The organism is Nocardia brasiliensis NBRC 14402 (assembly GCF_000308475.2).
In the GTDB taxonomy this organism is placed as follows: domain Bacteria; phylum Actinomycetota; class Actinomycetes; order Mycobacteriales; family Mycobacteriaceae; genus Nocardia; species Nocardia brasiliensis.
Window position 1 is genome coordinate 1 of the sequence record NZ_BAFT02000015.1, and the last position, 12,967, is coordinate 12,967.

The 12,967-nt window shown below is 68.6% G+C and carries 13 protein-coding genes and 1 pseudogene; 8 read left to right on the top strand and 6 right to left on the bottom strand.

Annotated features, from left to right (window positions below; all coding sequences use genetic code 11):
* The 5 genes and pseudogenes from TY25_RS02355 to TY25_RS02370 form a co-directional block, all read left to right on the top strand.
* On the top strand, positions 1 to 1,224 hold a 1,224-nt coding region (locus tag TY25_RS02355), incomplete at its 5' end, for a non-ribosomal peptide synthetase (protein WP_156055031.1).
* Positions 1,225 to 1,289: 65 nt separating this feature from the next.
* Positions 1,290 to 1,478, top strand: a complete 189-nt coding sequence (locus TY25_RS02360; protein WP_042253776.1) for a hypothetical protein — start codon at positions 1,290 to 1,292, stop codon at positions 1,476 to 1,478.
* Positions 1,479 to 1,848: 370 nt separating this feature from the next.
* Positions 1,849 to 1,965: pseudogene (locus TY25_RS44615) on the top strand (DUF4236 domain-containing protein); the annotation flags it as partial.
* A 117-nt stretch (positions 1,966 to 2,082) separates the two neighbouring features.
* Positions 2,083 to 2,364: a DUF2510 domain-containing protein gene (locus TY25_RS43825; protein WP_226887485.1), complete on the top strand. Its 282-nt coding sequence runs from the start codon at positions 2,083 to 2,085 to the stop codon at positions 2,362 to 2,364.
* A gap of 68 nt (positions 2,365 to 2,432) precedes the next feature.
* Positions 2,433 to 3,152 carry a hypothetical protein gene (locus tag TY25_RS02370; RefSeq protein ID WP_042253778.1) on the top strand — a complete coding sequence of 240 codons (720 nt, stop codon included), beginning with the start codon at positions 2,433 to 2,435 and terminating at the stop codon, positions 3,150 to 3,152.
* 13 nt (positions 3,153 to 3,165) lie between these two features.
* Here TY25_RS02370 and TY25_RS02375 read toward each other — a convergent pair whose 3' ends face one another.
* Positions 3,166 to 4,731, bottom strand: coding sequence for a sugar porter family MFS transporter (locus tag TY25_RS02375; protein WP_042253779.1), 1,566 nt, complete (start codon positions 4,729 to 4,731; stop codon positions 3,166 to 3,168).
* A gap of 243 nt (positions 4,732 to 4,974) precedes the next feature.
* Positions 4,975 to 5,967 (bottom strand): tetratricopeptide repeat protein, encoded by a 993-nt coding sequence (locus tag TY25_RS02380; RefSeq protein ID WP_042253780.1) that lies wholly within the window; start codon positions 5,965 to 5,967, stop codon positions 4,975 to 4,977.
* Positions 5,968 to 6,258: 291 nt separating this feature from the next.
* On the opposite strand from TY25_RS02380, the gene TY25_RS02385 reads away from it, so the two are divergent.
* The gene (locus TY25_RS02385; protein ID WP_042253781.1) at positions 6,259 to 6,840 is read left to right on the top strand and encodes a hypothetical protein; all 582 of its coding nucleotides are present in this window, start codon (positions 6,259 to 6,261) and stop codon (positions 6,838 to 6,840) included.
* Positions 6,841 to 6,956: 116 nt separating this feature from the next.
* Here the strand turns inward: TY25_RS02385 and TY25_RS02390 are convergent, their stop codons facing one another.
* Positions 6,957 to 7,694 (bottom strand): PP2C family protein-serine/threonine phosphatase, encoded by a 738-nt coding sequence (locus tag TY25_RS02390; protein ID WP_052382749.1) that lies wholly within the window; start codon positions 7,692 to 7,694, stop codon positions 6,957 to 6,959.
* Positions 7,695 to 7,860: 166 nt separating this feature from the next.
* Entirely contained in the window at positions 7,861 to 8,022 is a 162-nt protein-coding gene (locus tag TY25_RS42355) for an Lrp/AsnC ligand binding domain-containing protein (RefSeq protein ID WP_162184179.1), read from the bottom strand.
* 327 nt (positions 8,023 to 8,349) lie between these two features.
* Here TY25_RS42355 and TY25_RS02400 point away from each other — a divergent pair, with 327 nt between their 5' ends.
* Complete coding sequence (locus tag TY25_RS02400) at positions 8,350 to 9,711, top strand: M20/M25/M40 family metallo-hydrolase (RefSeq protein ID WP_042253783.1); 1,362 nt, start codon at positions 8,350 to 8,352, stop codon at positions 9,709 to 9,711.
* Positions 9,712 to 9,732: 21 nt separating this feature from the next.
* Positions 9,733 to 10,275 (top strand): YbhB/YbcL family Raf kinase inhibitor-like protein, encoded by a 543-nt coding sequence (locus TY25_RS02405; RefSeq protein WP_042253785.1) that lies wholly within the window; start codon positions 9,733 to 9,735, stop codon positions 10,273 to 10,275.
* Positions 10,276 to 10,334: 59 nt separating this feature from the next.
* Here the strand turns inward: TY25_RS02405 and TY25_RS02410 are convergent, their stop codons facing one another.
* Together TY25_RS02410 and TY25_RS02415 are read right to left on the bottom strand one after the other, a co-directional pair.
* Positions 10,335 to 12,167, bottom strand: coding sequence for an AMP-dependent synthetase/ligase (locus tag TY25_RS02410; RefSeq protein WP_042253787.1), 1,833 nt, complete (start codon positions 12,165 to 12,167; stop codon positions 10,335 to 10,337).
* A gap of 202 nt (positions 12,168 to 12,369) precedes the next feature.
* The gene (locus TY25_RS02415; RefSeq protein ID WP_052382750.1) at positions 12,370 to 12,954 is read right to left on the bottom strand and encodes a GTP cyclohydrolase II; all 585 of its coding nucleotides are present in this window, start codon (positions 12,952 to 12,954) and stop codon (positions 12,370 to 12,372) included.
* Positions 12,955 to 12,967: the final 13 nt, after the last annotated feature.

Below are 12,967 nucleotides of genomic sequence, written 5' to 3' on the forward strand. Positions count from 1 at the left end.
TATCAGAAGGTGCTGCCGTGGCGGGCCGGCGAGGTCGTGTGCGCGAAAACCGCGTTGAGTTTCGGTGATTCGCTGGCCGAGATCCTGGGGCCGCTGAGTTACGGCGGCACCGTGGTGGTCGCCGATGCCGACCAGATGCGGGATGTGGGCGCGCTGCTCACGCTGATCGAACGCTACGCGGTGCGCCGAATCGTGGTGGTGCCCAGCTTGCTCGCGGTCATGCTGTCCGACCCGCGGGTACACCGCGGCGCGGGCTGCGCGGTGTGGGTCAGCAGCGGTGAACCGTTGCCGGTGTCGGTCGCGGACTCGTTCGGCGCGCTGTTGCCGGACAGTGTGCTGCTGAACTTCTACGGGTCGACCGAAACCAGTGCGGACAGTACATGGGCGGTGGCCGGGGCGACGCGCGACACGGTCGCGGAGCCGATCGGGGGACCGGTGGACAACACGAGGGTGTACGTGCTGGACCACGCGATGCGGGTGGTGCCGCCGGGCGTGGTAGGCGAATTGTATGTTGCCGGAGCCGGATTGGCGCGCGGGTACCTGCGGCGCGCCGGACTGACCGCCGGACGGTTCGTAGCCGACCCGTATGCGGTTCGTCCTGGCGGACGGCTGTATCGGACCGGCGATCTGGCGCGCCGGGACCACGACGGGCAGCTGGTGCTCGCCGGACGGGCCGACGACCAGGTGAAGATTCGCGGGTTCCGGATCGAGCCCGGCGAGGTCGAGACGGCGTTGTCCGATCACCCGTCGGTGGCCCGCGCCGTGGTCGTCGCGCGCGAAGGCCACGTGGGGAGGCAGCTCGTCGGGTATCTGGTGCCCGCCGATCCGTCTGCGGGAGTGGTGGAGTCGGCGGTGCGCGAGTTCGTCTCGAGCCGGTTGCCGGAGTACATGGTGCCCGCGGCGTTCGTGGTACTCGACGCGCTGCCTGTGGGGCCGACCGGCAAGGTGGATCGAAAAGCCTTGCCGGAGCCCGTGTTCACCGGCGGGCGCTACCACGCGCCGCGCAGCCCGCTGGAGGAACAGCTGTGCGCGGTGTTCGCCGAGGTGCTCGGCGTGGCACAGGTCGGGATCGACGACTCGTTCTTCGAACTCGGCGGGCATTCGCTGCTCGTCGTGCGCCTGGCCGGGCGGATCGCCGAACAGATCGGTGTGACCGTCGAACTCCGGGATGTGTTCACCGAGCGGACGATTCGCAACCTGGCCGGACGCATGGTCGGTGACTGACCGAAATCGGTGTGGTTGCGCCGCGCGCCGCTGGGTACTTCCGGGGCAGCACAAGGAGGTTCACCATGATGGCCATAGCCGCCGCAGTCGCGTTCGGACTCGCGCTGCTGCTCGACCTGACCGATGCCACCCTCGGCGACACGATCACCGCGGGCACCCTGGTGACCCTCGGCTTCCTCTTGATCGCCCTGCACCTGGCCGGCGTCGGCACCGGCAGCCGCTCCTTCCGCTTCCGCCGCCGCGCACGCAGGTAGTAGGCCGCCGCTCGGTTCCGTCGGCACCGTCGCCGCGGTGCGCGTCCTTCTGGCCTCCGCGCGAGGAGGTTCGGCACAGCGAGTGGCTTGGTGGGCGCGGGATTCGGCACCGGCGGCGACCGCACCTGCTCGCGCTTTCGGGTCAAGGCCGCGGCGGGCCCGGAAAGACTCGTTGTCGGCCGGGGCGGCGCTCGGGTGGCGGTCACGGCCGATCGGACGCGCGAGCCTATGGCGCGGGGCGGGAACCGGGCCGGCGAACTCCTCGATCGGGCGGGGTGCGGCGCAGTACCATCGGAGTCGTTCGCAGGCTGGTCGAGTTCGATGCTCGAAGGAGCAGTGCGTGGTCCGGGTACACAGAAAATATGGTCCGGTGCGGGTCACCGTATCGAAGACCGGGTTCGGGTACAGCGCGGGTGGGGGTCCGTTACGGGTGACCAAGCGCGCCGACGGGCGGGTGACCCGAACGGTACGAATACCGGGGACAGGAATCTCGGACACCAAAGTAATCGGGGCCCGGCGCAGCCGTGGCCGGAATCCGTCGCCTCGTGCCGCAGTCGCGGGTGGGTCCTCACCTCGTATCGCTGACGGGCGCGTCCTTTTGCAGGTGCTCGCCGGGATCTGCGGTGTCGTCGCACTCCTGCTGCTGGTGCAAGGGTTGATCGCCGGGGCGCTCGCGCTTGCGGTCACCGCCGCGTTCTTCATCTTCTGCGCGCGCATCGCCGGGGACCAGCACACCGCTGAGCAGGCATCGCCCGCCCCGGTGTGGAATGTTCCGCCGGGCTGGTACCACCCGCCTTCAGGTGGTCGCCTGCTGTACTGGTGGGACGGGCAGGCGTGGACCGAACACACCAAACCGGCCCCCGCCCCCGGACAGCCCCGCCCCTGAGCCTTCGAACGGTTCACTGAGCAGACCGAGTCCTCGACCTCGGCACAGATGTCGGCAACAGTGACCCGATGCCGCTGATGGATATGCCCCCGACCCCACCCGCCGTCCACGCGCAGGTCGAACACGCCCCCGGAATTCACTCCGGTACCAGCCCGGTGATCCTCCCGCCCGTGCACGCGAAAACTGCTCGCGCAGAAGGTGGTCAACACGGCACGCGGCGCGACGAGGGCGACCCGCCCGGCACGCTCCGCAACGAGGGTGAACCACCTGGAACACTCCGGGACGAAGGCGAGCCACCCGACATCCTGCGCGACGAGGGCGACCCGCCCGGACCTGCCCACGACGAGGGCGACCTGCTCGAACTTGTGCGCGGCGAGCGTCAGCTGGCTGACACGGTCCGCGCCGACGGTACGCCGCTTGGGACGGTGCGGGATGAGGGTGAGCGGTCCGGCACCGTGCGCGACGAGGGCGACCCGCCTGGACCGTTCCGCGACGAGGGCGACCCGCCGGGTTCGGCGCGTGATGAGGGTGAGCCGCCCGACACGGTCCGGGCTGCGGGCAGCCCACCTGACACGGCCCGCGACGAGGGTGTTCGGCCTCGGCAGGTCCAGGACGCGGGCGGTGCGCCTGGAACGGTCCGGGACGAAGGGGAGCCGCCGGGTTCGGCGCGCGACGAGGGCGAGCCCCCGGGCTCGGCGCGTGATAACGGTGAGCCGCCCGACACGGTCCGCGATGAGGGCGATCCGCCCGGCTCGGCCCGCGACGAAGGAGAGCCGCCGGGGCGGTGAAAGTGCTTCGGGGTCAGGGGGATTGGGGGGCGGGTAGTGGGGCGTTGGTGGGGATCTGGACTCGGCTGCCGATGTTGCCGCGGAGGGGCATGAAAGTTCCTTCGCGCAAGGACTGTTCGATGTCTTCGAGGGAATGCCCCTTCGTTTCCGGGACGAAGAAGAACACGAAAACCAGGGACAGCAGGTTGAATCCGGCGTACATGACGAATGCGGGGCCGAGGCCGAGGGTGTCGATGGTGCTCAGCGCGGTGAGGGTGAGCACCAGGTTCGAACCCCAAAGTGCCACGGCGTGCAAGCTGGTCGCGCGATCACGGATGCTCAGCGGATAGAGCTCGGAGCCGAGCAGCCAGCCGACCGCCTGGAGTCCGGCGGCGTTGCACGCCATGTAGGCGAGCATCAACCCGACCGTGAGATAGCGGTTGGGGTGGTCGGTGAGCACGAACATCAGCCCGAAGCAGAGCAGGAAGACGGTCGAACCGGGGATCAGCGTGAGCATCAGCCGGCGGCGGCCCACCACGTCGACCAGCCGTTCGCCGACGGCGGTGAAGATCAGATAGACGGTCGCGATGCCCAAACCGGACCAGACCACCAGGCCGGTGCCGAAACCCGCGGCACTGCCGAGGATGGTGTGCGAGTAGTAGATCATCATCTCCAGCCCGGACAGCTGGGTGAAGGCCGCGATGCCGAGGCCCGCGACGAGCGCGGGCCGCACCCAGCGCTGGGACAAATTGGACCAGCCGCCCCGTGCTTCCCGCTGCTCCTGCTGAGAGATCGCCCAGATCTGCAAGGTCTCGTCGACAGCGGCGGACCGATTGGGCCGCAGCCAGCGCAGCACGACGCGGGCTTTGCCGATCGTCCCGTTCTCGATCAGCCAGCGCGGGGTCTCCGGCAGCCGCAGCATCGCCGCGCCGAGCACCAGGGCGGGGATCACCGCAATGCCGATCATCCAGCGCCAATCGCCGCTGGGTTCGGCGGTGTCGCCCGCGGCCGCGAGCAGGCTGACCAGGTTCGCCAAGAAGATTCCGACGCCGATCGCGATATTGAAGAAGGTCACCATGGCACCGCGGCGGTGCGGCGGGGCCAATTCGGCGATGTAGGTCGGGACGATCTGCGAACAGCCGCCCACCGCGAGGCCGAGGAACAGCCGCGCGGCGGTCATCATCCACTCGTCCACCGCGAGCGAACACGCCACGACCCCGACGGCGAAGACACACGCGATGAGGAAGATGACTTTGCGCCGGCCCAGCGTCTTGGACAGCGATCCGCCGATCAGCGCGCCGATCACCGCGCCGGCCAGGATCGCGGCGGTCACGATCTCCTGCCGGGTGTGGTCGATGCCCCATTCGGCGGACATCTTGGGCAGCGCCCCGGAGATGATGCCGGTGTCGTAGCCGTAGAGCATGCCGCCCAGCGCGGCGAACAATGCGACGACCACGACATTGCGGTCCGCAATGTGCCTTTCGTCCTTTGTCGGTTTCTCCGGCGCGGAAACAACCATTTCGTAGCCGTCGAGATTGCGGCGGCGCAGCCGCGGCAGAAAAGCCCGGCGTCTGCTCGTCATCGAATTCTCGGTCGGCATCCTTCCAGTTGATAGTGTTCGTCGGCGCCGCGCAAATCAGCGACGCTGCTTTGTGAACAGAATTACCCCGAGGTTTAGTGAACTGTTCTCGGGGAAGCGTTCCTTTTCTGCCTCGTGGCACGCCCGATTCGCTATGGGCGGTTAACGTACCCGGCGACCGGGCTGGGCGGTTCCGGCGAAGGGTCGTATCTGGTCTTCAACGACGAGAAGGCGGCTTCGTCGCGCACTGTAGCGTCCGCGAAATCAATTGTGGCGCTCACGTTCCCAGGTCAAGCGATCGATCGCCTTTCGGATCAGGGTCGTGCGGTCCGCTCCCGGGGTCCTGCTGCGTTCGTGCTCGATGAGGCGTTCGGCGGTGCCGGTGCTACCCATCACGAGGGTCAGCAGAGCCTGGTAGGTGTCGGCGGTGGGTGGCGGCGGGACCGGCCTGGCCGGTACCTGCGGGCGAGGTGGCTGTGCGGGCACGCGGCGGCGCTGAGCGGGCGGAATCGGTTCCGGGGCAGCCGGTTTCGCGTCGACATCCAGGATAGGCAGGAGGAATCGGCAGACCATGACGGTCGCGAGTCCACCGACGATCAGCACACCGCCCAAAATTACCGTTCCCGGCCCGCTGTCCTCATGACGGCGCAATGCCGTGAGTTTGTCTTCGTAGGTTTCCCTGGTGGCTTTACCGCCCTGGAACGTTATGCACAGGTCGTCGGGTTCCATTGGTTTGCCGTCACAGAGCGGAACATCCGGGACCGGCGTGTCGTCGGCCTCGGCCCATTCGACGCTGCCGATGATCACACCGAGGATACCGCCGAGAATGGCCAGGAATGCGGCGATGCCGACCAAAGCGGTTGCGGCATAACCGACTTGCCGGAGCACGCGCCGCTCCCGGGTCGGTTCACCCGTGCCGCTCGGCTCCGTGGTCGTGGAGTGCGCCGTCCGGTGCTCGGCGGCTTCCCGCGACCAATAGTCCGCCTCGGCGGCGTTTCCGTCCCGCTCACGCAGCAGGATGGCCAGGTTGTGCATCGAGTCGGCGTCGCCTTTGGCGGCGGCTCGGCGATACCACTGCTCCGCTTCGACGGGATCGGCCTCGTGCAGCAGCGCGCCCAGGTTGAACATCGCGTTGATGTGGCCCATCGCCGCGGATCTCCGGTACCACCGTTCGGCCCCGGCGTGGTCGCCCTCGTTCTGCAACCGCACGCCGAGATTGTTCATCGAGTCCGGTTCGTACGGTTCGAATTCAGTCACCTGTTACCCCACGATCGCCGTAATCGGTCCGGCGTCCAACCAGATTCGAGCCGCCCCCGGCCGGAAACATCGGCACACCCGGTGCCAAACCTTAGGAGGTCCGTGCGGAGCATGCGTGCCCTTGTTTCCGGGGGCACCCCGCAACGTCCTCCGGATGTCGACGGGTAGGTCGTTCCATCGGAGGACGCGTCGACGCCGGTGCGCGACCTACGTTGATCAGGCAGGGCGGGTCGGCGGCGGAGAGGGACGCTTACCTGCTCGATCTGTTCGACGAATCGGCGGGAGACGGAAATGTTTGATCTTGTTCGCGACAACCCGGTCGCGACGATGATCGTGGTGTCGGAGGTCGGGCTGTGGGTGCTGCTGGCCGCGGGGCTGGTGGCCCGGTATCTGCTGCGGTTGCGGGGGCTGGGTGCGGCGCTGCTGTGGGGGATTCCGCTGCTCGACGTCGCGCTGATCGTGGCGGCGGCCATCGACCTGCATCAGGGTGCGAAGCCCGGGACGATCCACGGCATCGCCGCGCTCTACCTGGGCGTGAGCGTCGCGTTCGGACCGACGATCGTGCGCTGGGCCGATGTCCGGTTCGCGCATCGCTTCGCAGGCGGCCCGGCTCCGGTGAAACCGGCGAAGGGCACACCGGAGAAAGCGGCGGCACTGTGGCGGGAGTGGAATCGGGTGGTGCTCGCCGCAGCGATCGCCTCGCTGACGCTGGGGCTGATCATCCTCACCATCGCGCGCGGCGATCAGGCGGACGCACTCTGGTGGTGGATCGGTCGCGCCTGGGCGATCGTCGGCCTGTGGCTGGTGTTCGGCCCATTGTGGGAAGAAGTATCGGCGCGGACCACCGGGTCATCTTCTGTGGCCAAAAAGTAAGCAAGAAACCGCCCCCGAGACCCCGCCGTCCGGTGTAGCCTCGCTACCGAGGCCCCCGAACAGATCCTTGTTCGGGGGCCATCGCCATTCTCATGGGGACCACACCGCACCGGGACTCACCGGGTCCGGCGATCTGCGACGAGCGCGGTGGTGTTGTCGGTGCCGCCCGCGTGCAAAGCCGACTGGACCAGGGTGTCGGCGGCGAGAGCGGCGGAGGCGGAGTTCGCGAGAACGGCCTTGATGGTGGCGATCTCGAGCCGCTTGTGCACGCCGTCGGTGCTGAGCAGCAGCCGCCCGCTGCTGGCGCCGGTGCCGGCCTGGCCGATATCGGCGGGACGGACGGTGCGGGCCGAGGTCGTCACCAGATGATTCAGGCGCGGTGGCGGGTGCTGGCCGCGGATCCGCCAGAATTCGGCGACGGTGTGGTCGACGGTGATCTGGTGCAGCACCCGGCCGTTCCAGCGGTAGGCCCGGCAGTCGCCGACCCAGGCGATATCGGCGGGACCTTCTCCGGCGGGCACCACGGCGACGACGAGCACACTGTCCGCCTCGGACTGCGGGAACTCGCGGAGCAGTTCCGCTTGGGCGGCAAGGATTCCCGCGCGGGCGCCGGCGGCGGTGGCGACCCGAGCCGCGACCGCGGCGACCATGCGCGCGGCACGGACCGCGAGCAGATGATTGCCGATGCCGTCGGCCACGACGAACGCGGTGCGGCCGGTGCGGGGGTCGGTGTGGGTGGCGGCCGCGTCGGCGTTGAGCGAGCGCGCGCCGCGCCTGCTCACGGATTCCCAAGTGGCGCCGGTGAGGCGAACCTCCTCGGGATCGGTGTCATCGCTGACAGGTGCCGAGCACATGGGCCGGACCTCCTCGTGCAGACCTGCTCGTGCCGATCGGCACCCTTCCAGTTGACCACCTCGGGCCGTGAACGGAGCTAACGTTTTCCGTGCTGATCCTGTGAAGTCGGTTACGGTTTGATCTCCGTACTCGCCGATGCCGACAATGGCACGGCCAGTTGCGCTTTCACGCGTTCATAGGCGGGTAGCGCTGGACCGATTTGTCGCCGACGGACAGTTCGTTGGAGATCCTGCGATAGTCGGCCAGATCCGCGGTGACCATCACCACGACGTAATCCCCGTGTCCGGCCACCGAATAGCACTGCTGCACAGCGGGTTCGGCGAGCATGCGGGCGCAGGACGCGGCGTACTGGCCGGCGTCGTCAGGATCCGGCCGCGTTCTTCCTCGATGAGGCCGAGCCATGCTGCGGTCCGGCCCCGATTCCGGTCCCGGCGGAACAGGTTTCGCCCGCTGAATGTCGCGACCTACCCTCCGGCGCCGACCGAGATGCTGGACCGATGTGCGCGGCCACCGTGCGCCGATTGCGATCAGCGTGATGCGTACCCCTGCGGGCACCGGGATCGGTACCGCACGCTGTGCCGTCCGGTGTCGCCGGGGGACGCGGGCGCAGGGACGCCGACGGTGCCGGGGCGAGCAGGTGGTAGGAAAGGGTACGTGTCCACATCTGTCGAAGGATCGGTTCCCAACAGCGGCTCTCGTGCGGTGGACGAGGTGGTGGACCTGGTCAGCGCGCTGATCCGGTTCGACACCTCCAACACCGGCGAGCTGGCCACCACCAAGGGCGAGCGCGAGTGCGCCGAATGGGTGGCCGCGCAACTGCACGAGGCGGGGTATACGACCGAGTACGTGGAGTCCGGCGCGCCCGGCCGCGGCAACGTCTTCGCGCGGTTGGCCGGCGCCGACCCGAGCCGGGGCGCGCTGATGATGCACGGGCATCTGGACGTGGTGCCCGCGCAGGCCGCGGACTGGAGCGTGCACCCGTTCTCGGGCGCGGTGCGCGACGGCTACGTGTGGGGTCGCGGCGCCATCGACATGAAGGACATGGTCGGCATGATGCTGGCCATCGCGCGCCAGTTCAAGATCGAGGGCACGGTGCCGCCGCGCGATATCGTCTTCGCCTTCCTGGCCGACGAGGAGAACGGCGGCAAATGGGGATCGCAATGGCTGGTGGACAATCGGCCGGATCTGTTCGACGGGGTCACCGAGGCGGTCGGTGAGGTCGGCGGGTTCTCGCTGACCGTGCCCCGCCCGGACGGCACCGAGCGACGGCTGTATCTGGTGGAGACCGCCGAGAAGGGCCTGGGCTGGATGCGGTTGCGCGCCAAGGCCCGTGCGGGCCACGGCTCGTTCCTGCACGACGACAACGCGGTCACCATCCTGGCCGACGCGGTGGCCCGGCTCGGCAAACACACCTTCCCCCTGGTGATGTCGGATTCGGTGGCGGAGTTCCTGGCCGCCGTCGCCGAGGAGACCGGGCTCGACTTCGACCCGGACAGTCCCGATATCGAAGGTCAGCTGGCCAAGCTGGGCACCATCTCGCGGATCATCGGTGCGACACTGCGGGATACGGCGAATCCGACCATGCTGCAAGCCGGGTACAAGGCCAATGTCATCCCGCAGACCGCCGAGGCCGTGGTCGACTGCCGGGTGGTGCCGGGACGGCAGGCGGCGTTCGAGCGCGAGGTCGACGAGCTGATCGGCCCGGACGTCGAGCGGGAGTGGATCACCAAACTCGACTCGTACGAAACGACTTTCGACGGTCATCTGGTGGACGCGATGAACGACGCGATCCTCGCGCACGATCCGCAGGGCCGTACCGTGCCCTACATGCTCTCCGGCGGCACCGACGCGAAGGCGTTCGCCCGCCTGGGTATTCGCTGCTTCGGGTTCGCGCCGCTGCAGCTGCCGCCGGAACTCGACTTCACTGCGCTGTTCCACGGTGTGGACGAGCGGGTTCCGGTGCAAGCGCTCGAATTCGGCACCCGCGTGCTGGAGCATTTCCTCCTGAACAGCTGACGATCGACGAAAGGACACCACGTGCCCGATTACTCCTACAACCCCTACGACGCGCTGCCGCAGCTGCCGTCGTTCACGCTGACCTCCGAGGACGTCACCGACGGTGCGCCGTTCGGCAACGATCAGGTCAGCGGCGTGTTCGGCGCGGGCGGCAAGGATATCTCGCCGCAGCTGTCCTGGTCCGGATTCCCTGCCGAGACAAAGAGTTTCGCGGTCACCGTGTTCGATCCGGACGCGCCGACCGCGTCCGGATTCTGGCACTGGGCGGTCGCCGACATCCCGGTGAGCGCGACCTCGCTGCCCAGCGGCGCGGGCAGCGGCGAGGAGGGCGGCGCGCTGCCCACCGGCGCGATCTCGCTGCGCAACGACGGCGGGTTCGCCGGCTTCGTCGGCGCCGGGCCGCCGCCCGGGCACGGCTACCACCGGTACTTCATCGCGGTGCACGCGGTGGACGTGGAGAGCCTGGGCATCGACGCGAGCGCCAGCCCGGCCTACCTCGGCTTCAACCTGTTCTCGCATGCCATCGCGCGTGCGGTGATCGTGGCGACCTACGAGCAGAAGTAGGCCGTTGCTCGACTGTGGCCCTGGGTGAATCACCCAGGGCCACAGTCGTGTCCGCGTTTCTACTTGACCGAGATGACGTGCTCGGGCGGCTGCTCGGCGTAGAGCGCGGTGATCTCGGCGGCGTACTTGGCCGCGATCGGGTTGCGCTTGAGCGACATCTTCGGGGTCAGCTCGTCGCCGCCGGGCTCCCACACCGCGCCGATGATGGTGAAGCGCTTGATCTGCTCGACCCGGGAGAGCTTGACGTTGCCCTGCAGCACCGCCGCGCGCACCTCGTCGACGATCTCCTGGCGGCGCGCCAGGGTCGGCAGGTCGGCGTCGGTCGCGCCGAGATCCTTGGCGCGCAACGCGGCCACGTCGGGATCGAGCACGATCAACGCACCGATATAGGCCCGCGCGTCCCCGATCGCGACGACCTGACCGACGAGTGAGGAGGCGGCCTTGACGGCGTTCTCGACATTGCTGGGCGCGATGTTCTTGCCCGCCTCGTTGATGATCAGTTCCTTCTTGCGATCGATGACCCGCACGTAACCGTCGGGGTCGAGGGTGCCGACGTCGCCGGTGTGCAGCCAGCCGTCCGCGTCGATGGTGTCGGCGGTCTGCTCGGGCATGTTGCGGTAGCCGCTGGTGACCATGGGCCCCCGCACCAGAATCTCGCCGTCGGTGTCGAGCCGCAGTTCGATGCCGTCGAGGGGACGGCCGACCGAGCCGGGCCGCGGCTTGTCCAGTTCGGTGAAGGTGCCGACGCCGGTGGTCTCCGACATGCCCCACACCTCGCTCACGGTGAAGCCGAGGCCGAGGAAGTATTCGAGGGTCTCCGGCGGGATCGGGGCGGCACCGGAGGCGGCGATGTTCAGCGCGTCGAGGCCCATCGCGTGCCGCAGCTTCGCCAGCACCAGCGTTTCGGCCAGCCGGTGCTGCACCGCGAGCACCGGGCCGCGGCTCTTGCCTGCGAGATCGGCTCGGGCCGCGGCGGTTCCGGTGTCGATGGCCCATAGCGCGAGGGTCTTCTTCACCTGGCTGGTCTCGGCCGCGAGTTTGGTCTCGATGCCCGCCTTGATCTTCTGCCACACCCGGGGCACGCCGAAGAAGCTCGTCGGGCGGGCGTCGGGCAGCGCGGCGGCGACCTCGCGCGGGTCGGTGACGGTGGTCAGCTGGATGCCGGTGAGCAGGTTCATGGCGTGCGCGGAGATGCGGTCGGCGACGTGCGCGGCGGGCAGATAGGACACCGCGCGGTCGTCGAGCCCGACCGGCAGCGGCCCGGCCACCAGCCCGATCACCTGGGCGAGCACGTTGCGGTGGGTGACCTCGACGCCCTTGGACGGACCGGTGGTGCCGGAGGTGTAGATCAGGGTGGCGAGGTCGTCCGGTTGCACGGCCCGCCAGGTGGCTTCGAAATCGAAGTCGGCGGCCGGGTTCGCCTCCACCTCGGCCAGGGTGATCGTGCCGGTCGCGGGTCCGTCGACCAGGATGATGTGGGCGAGCTCGACCCCGGCTGCGGTCACCTTGTCGAGGAAGACCTGTTCTGTCACAACGACTTTGTTCGCGGCGTTGGTGAACAGATGGGTGATCTGCTCGGGTGAGCTGGTGTTGTAGATCGAGAACGGGGTGGCGCCCAGATGCAGGGCGGCCGTGTCGACCAGGTTGAATTCGGGCCGGTTGGTGAGCATGATGCCGACGGTGTCGCCGCGGCCGACGCCGAGCCGGGCCAGGCCCGCCGCGATGGTCCGCACGCGCCGGCCGTACTCGCGCCACGTGATCTCCTGCGTCCCGCCGACGGTCCGCAATGCGACCTGCTCGGGCCGCACGCTCATGGTCTCTTGAAATGCTTCCGGGATGGTGTAGACCGTTTTGCCCGATTTGTGCGAATAGCCGATGTCTGTAGTCGTCATAACCCTGTTCCCGATAGCTGTGCCATGAACCGCGCCTCACGGCGTCCGCACGCGGGCGGTTCGAGACCCGATCCTGACAGAATGCGGCAGCTCTACTGTCAGTTTCTCACGAGTCGATGCGCCAGGAGTGGCGCGGCTCACTCATGGTAGCCAGATCCGCAGGTAGTGGTACGGCTTACTCGGGAAGTTATGGACGCGCGACCTACCGTGCCTCGAATCGGCGGATGACGTGCACCCAGCGGGCGCGCAGCGCCGCGATCCAGCCGCCGCGGGCGGTTGCCGCGGGGCTGCGGACGGTGACCTCGAGCCCGCCCGCGCGCACGGCACGGACCTTGTCGGGGTTGTCGGTCAGCAGCCGCACCGACCGCAGTCCCAGTCGTTGCAGGGCGGCCACGGCGTGTAGGTAGGAGCGGGCATCGGTGGCAGGATTGCAGGGCGTGCCGATGTCGAGGCGTTGCGCGGCGTGCAGTCCGCGGGCCTTGCCGACCAGTCCCGCGCCGCGGCCCTCTTGCTCCAGATAGATCAGCACGCCCGCGCCTGCCGCCTGGATCCGGTCCATGGCGTCGTCGAGTGCGACACCGCAGCGGCAGTGGCCGGCGCGCAACGCGTCACCGTAGAGGCACCGCGAGTGGATCCGGACCAGGCAGCCGTCGGCGATCTCGCCGAAGACCAGGACGTGTCCGCCGTCGCGGTCGCCGGGCAGTTCGTGCACCCGGACCTGCAGGTCGCGGCCCTTGCGCAGCAACCGATGTCCGGTATCGGCGGGTGTCGAGTCGATGATGGTCACCGAGGACCTCCGG

Excerpts from the sequence above, each read along its gene's own strand:
- TY25_RS02360 (WP_042253776.1), top strand. The coding sequence starts at position 1,290 with ATGATGGCCATAGCCGCCGCAGTCGCGTTCGGACTCGCGCTGCTGCTC.
- TY25_RS02370 (WP_042253778.1), top strand. The coding sequence starts at position 2,433 with ATGCCGCTGATGGATATGCCCCCGACCCCACCCGCCGTCCACGCGCAG.
- TY25_RS02375 (WP_042253779.1), bottom strand. The coding sequence starts at position 4,731 with ATGCCGACCGAGAATTCGATGACGAGCAGACGCCGGGCTTTTCTGCCG.
- TY25_RS02385 (WP_042253781.1), top strand. The coding sequence starts at position 6,259 with ATGTTTGATCTTGTTCGCGACAACCCGGTCGCGACGATGATCGTGGTG.
- TY25_RS02390 (WP_052382749.1), bottom strand. The coding sequence starts at position 7,694 with ATGTGCTCGGCACCTGTCAGCGATGACACCGATCCCGAGGAGGTTCGC.
- TY25_RS42355 (WP_162184179.1), bottom strand. The coding sequence starts at position 8,022 with ATGCTCGCCGAACCCGCTGTGCAGCAGTGCTATTCGGTGGCCGGACAC.
- TY25_RS02410 (WP_042253787.1), bottom strand. The coding sequence starts at position 12,167 with ATGACGACTACAGACATCGGCTATTCGCACAAATCGGGCAAAACGGTC.